Here is a 13,945-nt window from a genome sequence, read left to right on the forward strand (position 1 = left end):
CGCGCCGACAGAGGGGAAAGGACGCGACGCCATGTCGGAAGCCGTCACACGCACCGTCACGACCCCGCCCGGCCTCCTTGCGTCACTCGATCCACTGTTGCGGGAGTGGCTGCCGAGGCAGCGCTGGTTCGCCGGGAAGGGCCGCCCGGTCACCGGGTTCGACCTGGTCGCGGCCACCGAGCTGCTGCCGGCCACGGCCAAGCTCGGCCTCTACCACCTGCTGGTGCGCGCCCATCAGCCGCTCCTGCCCGGCCATGGCGGGCCCGAGCTGCCGGGTGACTGCTACCAGTTGTTCATAGGCGTGCGCGAGGCGCTGCCGCCCCGGCTGGCGCCCGCGCTGATCGGTCATGTGTCGCAGGGTCCGCTGGCCGGACGGACGGTCTACGAGGCCCTGCACGACACCCGGCCCGCCGACCTGCTCCTGGAGGCCCTGCGCACCCAGGCCCGGATCGGCGGGCTTCGCTTCGAGCGCGACCCGCGCCAGGAGATACGGGCCGGACTCGTGCCGCGTCTGATGACCGCCGAGCAGTCGAACTCGTCGGTCGTCTACGGCGACACCTACATCCTGAAACTGATGCGCCGCGTGGTGCCCGGCATCAACCCCGACCTGGAGCTGCCGCTGGCGCTGGCCCGCGAGGGCTGCCCCCGGGTGCCCCCGCCGACGGCCTGGCTGGTCGCCGACGCCGAGGACACCCCGGGTCCGGGCGAGCCGTACGTCCTGGGGGTGCTCCAGCCGTTCGTGCAGGGCGCCACCGACGGCTGGGAGCTGGCGCTGCGGGAGCTGGCCAAGGGGGAGGACTTCGTCGCCGAGGCGCGGTCCCTCGGACGCGCCACCGCCGAGGTGCACACCGCGCTGGCACGTTCCCTGCCCACGGTCACCCTGGGTCATGTGCAGATGCGGGCCCTGGTCGACGGCATGACCGAGCGGCTTGAGGCGGCCGTGCACGCGGTGCCCGCGCTGCGGCCGTACGCGGACGGTCTGCGCTCGGCGTACACCGCGCTGGACGACCTCGCGTCCGAGGGCCGCACCTGGACCGCCCAGCGGGTCCACGGCGACCTGCACCTCGGGCAGTGCCTGCGCTCCCCGGCCGGCACGTGGTCGCTGATCGACTTCGAGGGCGAGCCGGCCCGGCCGCTGGCGGAGCGCCGGATGCCGCAGCCGGTTGTGCGGGACGTGGCGGGCATGCTGCGCTCCTTCGACTACGCGGCGCGCACCGCGGACCCGCCGCAGCCGGAGTGGGCCACCCACTGCCGGGCGGCCTACTGCTCCGGGTACGCGGAGGCCGCCGGCCGTGACCCGCGCACCGAGCCGGTGCTGCTGCGCGCGTACGAGACCGACAAGGCGGTCTACGAGGCGGTGTACGAGGCCCGCCACCGCCCCGACTGGCTGCCCGTGCCGATGGCGGCCCTGCGCCGGCTCGCCTCGGCCGACTCCACCTGACCCACCCGACCCGCGCCCAGGAGGCTTCCCCGTGACCCCCCGCCCCGAGCCCAGCGGTCCCTTCCCGGAGCACCCGGCCGACGCCCGCCACACCGAGCCCCGGACGCCGGCACGGAAGAAGAAGCCCACGAAGAAACAGCCCGCCCCGGCTGCGAAGGCGCCGGCTCCACAGCCCACGGACACACGCGGCTCAGGCGCCGCACCGCAGCCCACAGACACACGCGGCTCAGGCGCCGCACCGCAGCCCGCAGACACACGCGGCTCAGGGACCGCACCGCAGCCCGCGGACGGTCGGGGCTCGGGGGCGACCCCGCAGCCCGCGGACAGGCGCGCCGCCGGCGCAGCCCCGCAGCCCGCGGGCAGTCGTGCCGCCGGGGCGACGGGGGTCCCCCCGCTCGAGCGAAGCCGAGAGTGGGGGAGGGTGGGCGCAGGCGGCACCGCTCGGGGCGCCTCGGGGACAGCACCGGCGGCACCCACGGCACCGGTGCCGGAAAACCCGCCCCAGTTCGCCCCGCCGGAGGCGGAGATCGCCGTCTCCCCCGCCGTCGACGCCGGCGACCGCGACCGCCTCCTCCACGGCACCCACCACGCCCCTCACTCCGTCCTGGGCGCCCACCCCGTCCCCGGCGGCATCGCCTTCCGCGTCTTCCGCCCGTACGCCCGAGCGGTGACCGTGGTGTCCGGCGGCATGACCGTCACCCTGCACGACGACGGCGACGGCTTCTTCTCCGGCCTGCTCCCCCTCCGGGACGTCCCCGCGTACCGGCTCCGCGTCGCGTACGAGGGCGCCGAGCTGGAGACGGAGGACGCCTACCGCTTCCTGCCCACACTCGGCGAGCTGGACCTGCACCTGATCGGCGAGGGCCGCCACGAGCAGCTGTGGACGGTGCTGGGCGCGCACCCCACGACCCACCAGGGCGTCGACGGCACCCGCTTCTCGGTGTGGGCGCCGAACGCCCAGGGCGTACGGGTCGCCGGCTCGTTCAACTTCTGGGACGGCACCGGCCACCCCATGCGCTCGCTGGGCTCGTCCGGCGTGTGGGAGCTGTTCGTGCCGGGCATCGGCGAGGGCGAACTGTACAAGTTCGAGATCACCCGCCCCGACGGCACGAAGACCCTGCGCGCCGACCCCATGGCCCGCCGCACCGAGGTCCCCCCGGCCACCTCCTCGATCGTCACGGCGTCGCACCACGAGTGGAACGACGCGGAGTGGCTGGAACAGCGGGCGGAGGTGCCCGCGCACCGGGCGCCGTTGTCCGTCTACGAGGTGCACCTGCCGTCGTGGCGGCCGGGCCTCACCTACCGGCAGCTCGCCGACCAGCTCCCCGCGTACGTCAGGGACCTCGGCTTCACGCACGTCGAGCTGATGCCGGTAGCCGAGCACCCCTTCGGCGGCTCCTGGGGCTACCAGGTCACCGGCTTCTACGCGCCGACCGCACGCATGGGCACCCCGGACGACTTCAAGTACCTCGTGGACGCCCTGCACCAGGCCGGCATCGGCGTGATCATGGACTGGGTGCCGGCCCATTTCCCGCGCGACGAGTGGGCGCTGGCCGAGTTCGACGGCCGCCCCCTGTACGAGCACTCCGATCCGCTGCGCGCCGCGCACCCCGACTGGGGCACCCTGGAGTTCGACTTCGGGCGGCGCGAGGTGCGCAACTTCCTGGTGGCCAACGCCCTGTACTGGTGCGAGGAGTTCCACGTCGACGGCCTCCGGGTCGACGCCGTCGCCTCCATGCTCTACCTGGACTACTCGCGCGAGCCGGGCCAGTGGACGCCGAACGAGCACGGCGGCCGGGAGAACCTGGACGCGGTGGCGTTCCTGCAGGAGATGAACGCGACCGTGTACCGCAGGGTGCCGGGGGTGGTGACGATCGCCGAGGAGTCCACCGCCTGGGACGGCGTCACCCGCGCCACCCACCACCGCGGCCCGAGCGGCTTCGGCGGCCTCGGCTTCGGGCTGAAGTGGAACATGGGCTGGATGCACGACTCGCTGGAGTACATGAGCCACGAGCCGGTGCACCGCAAGTACCACCACGGCGAGATGACGTTCTCCATGGTGTACGCGTACAGCGAGAACTACGTGCTGCCGATCTCCCACGACGAGGTGGTGCACGGCAAGCGGTCCCTGGTGTCGAAGATGCCCGGCGACTGGTGGCGGCAGCGCGCCGACCTGCGCGCCTACCTGGGCTTCATGTGGGCCCATCCGGGCAAGCAACTGCTGTTCATGGGGCAGGAGTTCGCGCAGGGCGCGGAGTGGTCGGAGGCGCACGGCCCGGACTGGTGGCTGCTCGACCCGCACTACGGCGCGGAGGCCGACCACCGCGGGGTGCGGGACCTGGTGCGCGACCTGAACACCGTGTACCGCGCCACCCCGGCGCTGTGGCAGTACGACACCGAGCCGGCCGGCTTCCGCTGGGTGGCCGGGGACGCCGCCGACGACAACGTGCTCGCGTTCCTTCGGTACGACGCCGACGGCTCCCCGCTGCTCGCGGTGTCCCACTTCGCGCCGGTGGTGCGGCACGACTACCGCATCGGCGTCCCGGACGACGTGCCCGCCTGGCACGAGGCCCTGAACACCGACGCGGCCCGCTACGGCGGCTCCGACGTCACCACCCCGGACCCGGTGAAGCCGGAGCCGCAGGGGTGGCACGGTCTGCCGGCGAGCATCCGGCTGACCCTGCCTCCCCTGGCGACGGTGTGGCTGCGCCCGGCCTGACGGCGGGCGCGCCGGTCACGCGAGCGCCTTGGCCAGTGGCTCCGGCAGCGGCTCGGTGTGCAGCACGCCGAGCCGCTGGGTGGCGCGGGTGAGGGCCACGTACAGGTCGCTGGTGCCGTAGCGGCCCGGCTCGACCACGAGGACCGAGTCGAACTCGAGCCCCTTGGCCTGGCGCGGGTCGAGCAGCACCACCTGGTGGGTGAGGTCCGGCTCGGCGCCGGCCGTCACCCCGTCCAGGCGGGCGGCCAGGGCGCGGTGCAGCTCGCGCGGGGCGACGACCGCGAGGCGGCCCTCCTCCGGGGCGAGCTCCTTGACCGCGTCGGCGGTGGCGGCGGGCAGGTCGGCGGCGGCGCGGGCCCACGGCCTCACCCCGGTGGCGCGCACCGAGCTGGGCGGCTCGAAGCCGGGGTGCGCGTCCCGGACCACGGCCGCGGCGACCTCCATGATCTCCGCGGGGGTGCGGTAGTTGACGCCGAGCCGGTGGTGCTCCCAGCGGTCCTCGACGTACGGACCGAGGATGCCCTCCCAGGAGCCGACGCCGCCGGCCTCCGAGGTCTGCGCCGGGTCGCCGACCAGGGTCATCGACCGGGTGGGGCTGCGCCGCATCAGCAGCCGCCACGCCATCGGGGACAGCTCCTGCGCCTCGTCCACGATGATGTGGCCGAACGCCCAGGTGCGGTCGGCGGCGGCGCGCTCGGCGGCGCTGCGGTGGTCGTCCTCCTCGTGCCGCTCGGCGAACCGCTCGGCGTCGATGATGTCGTGCGCGGACAGCACCTCCGAGGACTCGGGGTCGTCCTCCTCCTTGTCCTCGAACTCGAAGGTGCGGGAGGCGTACGAGACGTCCAGCACGCCCTGCGCGTAGGCGATCTGCCGCTGCCGCTCGCGTTCGGCGCGTTCGCGGGCGAGCCGGTCGTCCTCGCCCAGGAGTTCGGCGGCCTCGTCGAGGAGGGGCACGTCGGAGACGGTCCAGTGCCGGGTGACCGGGCGGCGGACGGCGGCGGCGTCCTCGTCGGAGAGGTAGCCCTCCGGGGCGGCGAGGAAGTCCGCGACCAGCCGCCGCGGGGTGATCCGCGGCCAGAGCTGGTCGATCGCGGACCACACCTCGGGGTTCTCGGCCAGCTCGTCGCGGATCTGGGTGACGTCGCTCGGGTCGAGCAGGTTGGACCCGTCGTACGGGTCGGTGCCGATGCGCTCGGCGAGCATGTCGGTGAGCGTGTTGAGGATGTGCCCCTCGAAGTGCTCGCGGGCCACGTTGTGCGGCAGCTTCGTGGCGCGGGTGCGCTCCCGGGCGACGTTCACCAGGCCGTCGTCGAGCATCAGGATCTCGCGGTCGTGCTCGATCGCGATGACCGGGTCGGGCAGCGTCTGCCGGTCGCGGACGTACTCAGCGAGCACGCCGGCCATCTCCGCCCGCCCCTTGACCTCGGCGGCCTCCGGGGTGTCCGTGCGGGTCGTCCGCACGCCCGGGAACAGCTCGCCGACGGTCGCGAGGAGCACGCCGGTCTCGCCGAGGCTGGGCAGCACCTCCCCGATGTAGCCGAGGAACGCCGGGTTGGGTCCGACGATCAGGACGGCGCGGCGGGCCAGCAGCTCGCGGTGCTCGTAGAGCAGGTACGCGGCCCGGTGCAGGGCGACGGCGGTCTTGCCGGTGCCGGGGCCGCCCTCGACCACCATGACGCCCCGGTGCGGGGCGCGGATGACGCGGTCCTGGTCGGCCTGGATGGTGCGCACGATGTCGCCCATGCGGCCGGTGCGGGCGGAGTTGAGGGCGGCGAGCAGCACGGCGTCGCCGGTGGGGTCCTCGTGGCCGGTGCGGGTGTCGTCGCCGAGGTCGAGGATCTCGTCGTGCAGATGGGTGACGCGGCGGCCCTCGGTGGCGATGTGCCGGCGGCGGCGCAGCCCCATCGGGGTGTGGCCGGTGGCCAGGTAGAACGGGCGGGCGACGTCGGCCCGCCAGTCGATGAGGACCGGGGTGCGCTCGTCGTCGTCGGCGCGCAGGCCGATGCGTCCGATGTGGTGCGTGTGCCCGGAAGCGAGGTCGATGCGGCCGAAGCAGAGCGAGCCGTCCACCGCGTTCAGCGCGGCGAGCAGCCCGGAGCGCTCGGCGACCAGGATGTCCCGTTCCAGCCGGGCCTGCCGGGGGGTGTGGCCCTGGGCGAGGGCGTCCGCCACACCGGCCTCGGCGTCGCCCCGCAGGACGTCCACCCGTGCGTACAGTCCGTCGATGAATTCCTGTTCGTGCCGCAATTCATCGTCCGGAAATTCGGTGTTTGACAATTCCACTCCCGCCCGGATATACTGTGCTCACTGAACTTCTTCGCGACTTCTCATAACGAAGGCGTGAATGGACGAATATACGCAAGGAAAACCCCCGGGCGCAATTGCCCGGGGGTTTTCTTCGTACAGAGGGCGGCGGGTCAGAGCACGCCGTCCAGCTCCTCCCGCAGCCGCCGCCCCGGCCGCGCGCCGACCATGGAGCGCAGCGGCTCCCCGTCGCTGAACACCATGAACGTCGGCATCGACAGCACCTTGTACGCGTTCGTCGTGGCCGGATTGCGGTCCACGTTCAGCTGGACGACCTTCAGCCGGCCCTCCTCCGCCGCGGCCAGCTCACGCAGCACCGGCGCCATCTGCCGGCACGGCGGACACCAGTCGGCGGTGAACTCCACCAGCACCGGAAGTCCGGCGCCCAGCACCTCCTCCGCGAAATCCGCGTCGGTCACCTCGGGCACGCCGCTCATCGCGGTCCCCCTCCCAGTTCGCACTCCGGTTCCGGACCTCCCGGGACCGCCGCGTCGGCGGCGAGCGCCGCACGGGCCGCCTCCGCCCGCGCCAGCTGCCGCCCGACCTGCTCCCGCACCGCGCCCAGCTCGGCGATGAGCGCGTCCAGCTCACCGAGCTTGCGCCGGTAGACCTGGAGCGAGGCCGGACAGGAGTCGCCCTCGGGATGCCCGGCGCGCAGGCACTCCACGAACGGCCGGGTCTCCTCCAGGCCGAACCCGAAGTCCTGGAGCGTGCGGATCTGCCGCAGCAGCCTCAGGTCGGACTCGTCGTAGGTCCGGTAGCCGTTCGTGTCCCTGCGCGCGGGCAGCAGCCCGCGGGACTCGTAGTACCGCAGGGTCCGCGTCGTGGTCCCGGCGCGTGCGGCCAGCTCGCCGATTCGCATGCCGTCGAACGTACGGCTTGACGTCGGCGTCAGGGCAAGCGCGGAAGGCCGGGGACGGGAAAAGCCGGGGGCGGGAAGAGCCGGGAACGGCAAAAGGCCGGGCGCCGGACTCTCGGGGGAGGAGTCCGGAGCCCGGCGGGAGGCCCGTTCAGGGGGGTCGGGCCTCCGGGACCGGCCGGCCGGGCCGACGGGGGTGCGGACCGGCCGGCCGGGGTGCGGAGGGCCTGGGGTCAGGCCTTGGCGAGCTCCTTCTCGCCGCCCGGCTCGGACACCTCGGCGTCGTCGTCCGGGCCGGCGCCGTCGCCGTGGTCGTCCAGCAGCGTGCGCTCGTCGAACGGGGCGCGTCCGGCCAGCACCTCGGCGACCCGCTCCTTGTCGATCTCCTTCGTCCAGGTGCCGATGAGCACCGTGGCGATCGCGTTGCCCGCGAAGTTGGTCAGCGCGCGGGCCTCGCTCATGAAGCGGTCGATGCCGACGATCAGGCCGATGCCGTCCACCAGGGCGGGCTTGTGCGACTGGAGACCACCCGCCAGGGTCGCGAGGCCGGCGCCGGTGACACCGGCGGCGCCCTTCGAGGCGACCAGCAGGAACAGCAGCAGCGGGATCTGCTCGCCGACCGACATCGGCGTGCCCATGGCGTCGGCGATGAACAGCGAGGCCATGGTCATGTAGATCATGGTGCCGTCGAGGTTGAAGGAGTAGCCGGTCGGGACGGTGATGCCGACCACCGGCTTGCTGACGCCCAGGTGCTCCATCTTCGCGATGAGCCGCGGCAGCGCGGACTCGGAGGAGGACGTGGACAGGATCAGCAGGAACTCACGGCCCAGGTACTTGAACAGGGTCCACACGTTCAGGCCCGCGACGATCTTCAGCATGGCGCCGAGCACCACGAAGATGAACAGCACGCAGGTGACGTAGAAGCCGAGCATCAGCACCGCGAGGCTCTTCAGCGCGTCCAGACCGGCCGAGCCGGTGACCGCGGCCATCGCGCCGAACGCGCCGACCGGGGCCGCCCACATGATCATGGCGAGGACGCGGAAGACCAGCCGCTGGATGTGCTCGATGCCGCGCAGGATCGGCCGGCCCGCGTTGCCCATGGCCTGCAGGGCGAAGCCGCACAGCAGGGCGATCAGCAGGGTCTGCAGCACCTCGCCCTGGGTGAAGGCGGACACGATCGTGGTCGGGATGATGCCGAGCAGGAACTCGGTGGTGTCCTTGGCCTCCGCGTCGATCTGCGCGTGGCCGGTCTCCTTCACCGCGTCGGTGATCGCGAGGCCGCTGCCCGGCTCCAGGATGTTGCCGACGACCAGGCCGATGGCGAGCGCCACCACCGACATGACCATGAAGTAGCCGAGGGCGATGCCGCCCACGGCGCCGACCTTGGCGGCCTTCCGCACGGACCCGATGCCCAGCACGATGGTGCAGAAGATGATCGGCGAGATCATCATCTTGATCAGATTCACGAAGCCGGTGCCGATCGGCTTCAGCTCGACCGCGAAGTCCGGCGCGATCAGGCCGACGGCGACGCCGAGGGCGACCGCGATGATCACCGCGATGTAGAGATAGTGCGTGCGGTCCCGCTTGGCCTCGGGTGCGGCTGGTGCCGTATCGGCGGTGCTGGTCACGGCGGCCCTCCTTGACGTCGTCGTCGGCATCACCGGCGTGCGGCTCACGTCCGGGGGATGGTTCGGGGAACGCGGTGACTATGTCGTGCCTTGTGAGCGTGGTCACCCTTCCGTTCATTTAGTTCACCGCTCATGCACGAGGCAGACTGGCTGGATGCGTATCCCCCTCCCCCGGCCCCGCAGTCTCGCGGGGCAGCTCTTCGCCATGCAGGCCGTGCTGCTCACGGTCGTCGTGGCGGGGTACGCGCTGGCCACCTATCTCAGCCACCGCAGCGAGGCCGAGGAGGCCGCGGGACGGCAGGCCACCTCCGTGGCCCTCGCGGTCGCCGACTCGCCGTCCGTGCGGGAGGCGGCCCGCTCGTCCGACCCCTCGGCGCGGCTCCAGCCGTACGCGGTGGCGGTGGTGCGCGACACCGACGTGGACTTCGTCACGATCATGGATCCGCGGGGCATCCGCTGGACCCACCCCGACCCCGCGCAGATCGGCCTGCCCTTCAAGGGGCACACCGGCCCGGCGCTGAAGGGGCGCACCTTCACCGAGACCTACACCGGCACGCTCGGACCTTCCGTGCGCGCGGTGACGCCGGTGCGGGACGGCGACCGGATCGTCGGCCTGGTCAGCGCGGGCATACGGGTCGAGGAGATCGGCCGTCGGGTGCAGGAGCAGCTCGCCGCGCTGCTGGTGGTCGCGGGGGGCGCGCTCGGGCTCGGCGCGATCGGCACGTACGTGATCAACGCGCGGCTGCGCCGGCACACGCACGGGATGAACGCGACCGAGCTGAGCCATATGCACGACTACCATCAGGCCGCGCTGCACGCCGTGCGCGAGGGTCTGCTGATGCTGGACGGGCAGTACCGGGTGGCGCTGATCAACGACGGCGGCCGGGTGCTGCTCGGGGTGGACCAGGAGGAGGACGTGGTGGGCAGGTCGGTCGCCGAGCTGAGGCTGCCGGCCCCGCTGACGGGCGCGCTGCTCGCCTCCGAGCCCCGGGTCGACGAGGTGCACCTCACGGCCGACCGGGTGCTCGTGGTGAACACCTCGCCGGTCACCGGCGGCCAGCAGCGCGGGTCGGTGGTGACGCTGCGGGACGTGACCGAGCTGCAGTCTCTGATGGGCGAGCTGGACTCGGAGCGGGGCTTCACGCAGGCCCTGCGCTCCCAGGCGCACGAGGCGGCCAACCGGCTGCACACCGTGGTGTCGCTGATCGAGCTGGGCCGCGCCGAGGAGGCGGTGGAGTTCGCCACGGCCGAGCTGGAGCTGGCGCAGGCGCTCACCGACCAGGTGGTGGCCGCGGTGAGCGAGCCGGTGCTCGCGGCGCTGCTGCTGGGCAAGACGGCGCAGGCCAACGAGCGGGGCGTGGAGCTGGTGGTGTCCCCGGACAGCCGCCTGGACGACGGCCTGCTCCCGCAGGCGCTGCCCTCCCGCGACCTGGTGACCATCCTCGGCAACCTGATCGACAACGCGGTGGACGCGTCCCAGGGCGGGGTGCGGCCACGGGTGACGGTGACGGCGCTGACCGAGGAGGACGGCTCGGAGCTGGTCCTCCGGGTCGGCGACACCGGGCCGGGCGTCGACCCGGACCGCGCCGAGGAGCTGTTCCGGCTCGGGTACACCACCAAGCCGTCCGGACCCGGCGGGCGGGGTCTGGGCCTCGCGCTGGTCCGGCAGGCGGTGTCCCGGCACGGCGGCACCCTCGCGGTGACCTCGGGCGAGGACGGCGGCGCCGTGTTCGACGTGCGGATCCCGCTGCGGGAGCCGGCCGGTGCGGTCGTGAACGGCGCGGGCGGTGCGGTGTGACCGGGCAGCCCATCAGAGTGCTGGTCGTCGAGGACGACCCGGTCGCCGCCGACGCGCACATGATGTACGTCGGGCGGGTGCCCGGCTTCGTCGCCGTCGGCAAGGCGCACACCGGCGTCGAGGCCCGCCGGGCGCTCGACCGCACCCCCGTCGACCTGCTGCTTCTCGACCTGCACCTGCCGGACGTGCACGGGCTGCAGCTGGCCCGCTCGCTGCGGGCGGCGGGCCATCACGCGGACGTGGTCGCGGTGACGTCGGCGCGTGACCTCGCGGTGGTGCGCGAGGGGGTGTCGCTGGGTGTCGTGCAGTACGTGCTGAAGCCGTTCACCTTCGCGACGCTCCGCGACCGGCTGGTCCGGTACGCCGAGTTCCGTGCGGCGGCCGGCGAGGCGAGCGGCCAGGACGAGGTCGACCGCGCGCTGGCGACCCTGCGCGCCCCCGGCCGGGCCGCCCTCCCGAAGGGTCTGAGCGGACCCACCCTGGAACGCGTCTCCACGGCCCTGCGCGACGCTCCCGGCGGCCTCACCGCCACGGGCGTCGCGGAGGCGGTCGGCATCTCCCGCATCACGGCCCGCCGCTACCTGGAACACCTCGTCGACTCCGGCTGCGCGGCCCGCCGCCCGCAGTACGGCACGGTGGGGCGGCCGGAGCTGCAGTACCGCTGGACCTCCAGCCGCTGACGGGTGACGGCCGCTCACCCGGCCTCACGAAGCCTTCACCGCCCCCGGCGGTTCCCCCTGCGCACGCTCATTGACCTGGCTGGACCGGTCAACTTACGTTCACCAGGCAGCCGTCCAGGCCACAGTGTCGTGTGCCCGTAGGAGGTCGTGCCCGTGCGCCCCACCGCCGCTCGCCCCGCCGTCCGACCGACCGCTCTCGTCGCCCTCTGCGCCGCCGCCCCGCTGCTGCTGACCGCCTGCGGGGGCGGGTCCGGCGGGGATCCGGACACGCTGAAGGTGTCCTTCAAGCAGTCCACGGACAACTCCGTGAAGGTGATGGACACCTATCTCGCGGACATCAAGAAGCAGTTCGAGAAGGCCAACCCCGGCAAGAAGGTGGAGCTCGTCCCCATCAAGGCGCCGGACGCCGAGTACTACACCAAGCTCCAGCAGATGCTCCGCTCCCCGAGGACCGCGCCGGACCTGGTGTACGAGGACACGTTCCTCATCAACTCCGACATCACCAGCGGGTACTTGAGGCCGCTCGACCCCTACCTCGCCGGGTGGAAGGACTGGGAGCGGTTCGCCGACACCGCCAAGGCCGCGGCCCAGGGCGAGGACGGGAAGACGTACGGCGTCCCGGACGGGACCGACACGCGCGGGCTGTGGTTCAGCAAGGACGTGTTCGCGAAGGCGGGGCTGCCCGCGGACTGGCAGCCGAGGACCTGGGAGGACGTGCTCGACGCCGCCCGCACCATCAAGAAGAAGGTGCCCGGTGTCGTCCCGCTGAACGTCTACACCGGCAAGCCGGTCGGCGAGGCGGCCACCATGCAGACCTTCGAGATGCTGCTGTACGGCACGAACGACGGCACGTCGGACCCGCTGTACGACAAGGAGAGCAAGAAGTGGATCACGGCGGGCAAGGGCTTCCGTGACGCCCTGGGCTTCGTCGAGACGGTCTACAAGGAGAAGCTCGGGCCCGACGTCGCCGACGCCCTCGACCCCAACGTGGGCACCCGGGTGCGCGGCGAGTGGCTGCCGCAGGGCAAGCTCGGCATCGCGCTGGACGGCTCCTGGCTGCCGCAGGACTGGCTGGAGGGCAGCGGGCACGAGTGGCCGGAGTGGTCGAAGGAACTGGGGCTCGCGGCGATGCCCACCCAGAACGGGCAGGCGCCCGGCAAGGTGAGCATGTCGGGCGGCTGGACCTGGGCGATCCCCGCCAAGGCGGCCAACCCCGACCTGGCCTTCGAGTTCGTGAAGACGATGCAGACCAAGGCCAACGCGCAGAAGTGGTACGTCGCCAACTCCGGCATCGCCGTCCGCGAGGACGTCGCGTCGGACCCGGCGTACACGGCGGCCCAGCCCGGCATCCGGTTCTTCACCGACCTGGTGGAGCACACCCACTACCGGCCCGCGTACCCGGCGTACCCGAAGGTGTCGACCGCCGTCCAGGAGGCGATGGAGGCCGTGACCACGGGTGACGCGTCCGTGGAGGAGGCCGCGCGGGGCTACGACGAGGCACTGCGCGACGCCGCCGGCGGCCAGGTCACCTCGAAGTGAGCGGCGACGGGACGCGCCGATGACCGCCGCCGCACCGCACGCGGGCCCGGACCTCGCGAAGACCCCGGGCTCGCCCGCCGCCTCCCCTTCCCCGTCCTCGTCGGGCCGGCGCACCCTGCGCCGGTTCCTCCCCCGCTTCCTGCCGCTCACGCCCGCGCTGGCCCTGCTGCTCGTCTTCCTCGCCGGGCCGATCGCGTACTGCGTCCTCATCGCCTTCACCGACCTCCAGCTGACCGGTCAGGCGCAGGAGTCGTTCGTCGGTCTGGACAACTTCCGGCGGGCGTTCCGCGACGACGCGTTCCTCAATGCCGTAGGGCTGACCCTGGTGTTCACCGTGCTCTCGGCGCTGGTCGGGCAGAACACTCTGGGCCTGGCGCTGGCCGCGCTGATGCGGCGGGCGTCGAAACCCGTGCGCACGCTGGCCGGCGGAGTCGTCGTCACGGCGTGGGTGCTGCCGGAGGTGGTGGCGGGGTTCCTGCTGTACGCCTTCTTCCGCCGCGAGGGCACGCTCAACGCGGTCCTCGACTTCCTCCATCTCCCCTCGCAGAACTGGCTGTTCACCCTTCCCATCCTTGCGGTGTCCTTCGCCAACGTGTGGCGCGGCACGGCGTTCTCGATGCTGGTGTACTCCGCCGCGCTGAACGAGATCCCGAAGGAGATCACCGAGGCCGCCGAGGTGGACGGCGCGAGCGGATGGCGCCGGATGTGGCACGTCACACTGCCGATGATCCGCCGCTCCATCGGCACCACGCTGATGCTCAACACCCTGCAGACGCTCTCGGTGTTCGGGCTGATCTGGGTGATGACGCGGGGCGGCCCCGGCGGGAAGAGCCAGACGCTGCCGCTGTTCATGTACGAACAGGCCTTCCAGAACAGCCTGATCGGATACGGCACGGCGGTGGCGCTGCTGCTTCTGCTGGTGGGCTCGCTGTTCTCGCTGCTGTACATGCGCCTGCTGCGGACGGAGGTCTGACCGC

Annotated in this window: 10 protein-coding genes; 6 read left to right on the forward strand and 4 right to left on the reverse strand. The window is 72.6% G+C overall.

Annotated elements, in window-relative coordinates; genetic code table 11:
- Positions 1-31: 31 nt before the first annotated feature.
- Positions 32-1,441, forward strand: coding sequence for a maltokinase N-terminal cap-like domain-containing protein (locus ACQY0Z_RS00085; protein ID WP_189904595.1), 1,410 nt, complete (start codon positions 32-34; stop codon positions 1,439-1,441).
- Between the two features lie 484 nt (positions 1,442-1,925).
- Positions 1,926-4,160: a 1,4-alpha-glucan branching enzyme gene (gene glgB, locus ACQY0Z_RS00090; RefSeq protein WP_439811647.1), complete on the forward strand. Its 2,235-nt coding sequence runs from the start codon at positions 1,926-1,928 to the stop codon at positions 4,158-4,160.
- A gap of 15 nt (positions 4,161-4,175) precedes the next feature.
- Here glgB and ACQY0Z_RS00095 read toward each other — a convergent pair whose 3' ends face one another.
- The 4 genes from ACQY0Z_RS00095 to ACQY0Z_RS00110 form a co-directional block, all read right to left on the reverse strand.
- Complete coding sequence (locus ACQY0Z_RS00095; protein WP_439813333.1) at positions 4,176-6,407, reverse strand: HelD family protein; 2,232 nt, start codon at positions 6,405-6,407, stop codon at positions 4,176-4,178.
- A 170-nt stretch (positions 6,408-6,577) separates the two neighbouring features.
- Positions 6,578-6,901 carry a thioredoxin family protein gene (locus ACQY0Z_RS00100; protein WP_439811648.1) on the reverse strand — a complete coding sequence of 108 codons (324 nt, stop codon included), beginning with the start codon at positions 6,899-6,901 and terminating at the stop codon, positions 6,578-6,580.
- The gene (locus ACQY0Z_RS00105) at positions 6,898-7,326 is read right to left on the reverse strand and encodes a MerR family transcriptional regulator (protein ID WP_189904599.1); all 429 of its coding nucleotides are present in this window, start codon (positions 7,324-7,326) and stop codon (positions 6,898-6,900) included. Before ACQY0Z_RS00105 ends, ACQY0Z_RS00100 begins: the two co-directional genes overlap by 4 nt.
- Before the next feature lie 230 nt (positions 7,327-7,556).
- Complete coding sequence (locus ACQY0Z_RS00110; RefSeq protein WP_439811649.1) at positions 7,557-8,951, reverse strand: cation:dicarboxylate symporter family transporter; 1,395 nt, start codon at positions 8,949-8,951, stop codon at positions 7,557-7,559.
- Positions 8,952-9,105: 154 nt separating this feature from the next.
- Between ACQY0Z_RS00110 and ACQY0Z_RS00115 the strand changes: the two genes are divergently transcribed.
- The 4 genes from ACQY0Z_RS00115 (at position 9,106) to ACQY0Z_RS00130 (ending at position 13,941) form a co-directional block, all read left to right on the forward strand.
- The gene (locus ACQY0Z_RS00115) at positions 9,106-10,749 is read left to right on the forward strand and encodes a sensor histidine kinase (RefSeq protein WP_381731224.1); all 1,644 of its coding nucleotides are present in this window, start codon (positions 9,106-9,108) and stop codon (positions 10,747-10,749) included.
- Positions 10,746-11,429 carry a response regulator gene (locus tag ACQY0Z_RS00120; protein WP_189904605.1) on the forward strand — a complete coding sequence of 228 codons (684 nt, stop codon included), beginning with the start codon at positions 10,746-10,748 and terminating at the stop codon, positions 11,427-11,429. The genes ACQY0Z_RS00115 and ACQY0Z_RS00120 overlap by 4 nt, the downstream gene beginning before the upstream one ends.
- Before the next feature lie 153 nt (positions 11,430-11,582).
- The gene (locus ACQY0Z_RS00125) at positions 11,583-12,968 is read left to right on the forward strand and encodes an extracellular solute-binding protein (protein WP_381728623.1); all 1,386 of its coding nucleotides are present in this window, start codon (positions 11,583-11,585) and stop codon (positions 12,966-12,968) included.
- A gap of 19 nt (positions 12,969-12,987) precedes the next feature.
- Positions 12,988-13,941 (forward strand): carbohydrate ABC transporter permease, encoded by a 954-nt coding sequence (locus ACQY0Z_RS00130; protein ID WP_189904609.1) that lies wholly within the window; start codon positions 12,988-12,990, stop codon positions 13,939-13,941.
- Positions 13,942-13,945 lie beyond the last annotated feature (4 nt).

Origin of the sequence: Streptomyces sp. P9-2 (genome assembly GCF_051903975.1) — a bacterium.
Taxonomy (GTDB): Bacteria; Actinomycetota; Actinomycetes; order Streptomycetales; family Streptomycetaceae; genus Streptomyces; species Streptomyces cellulosae.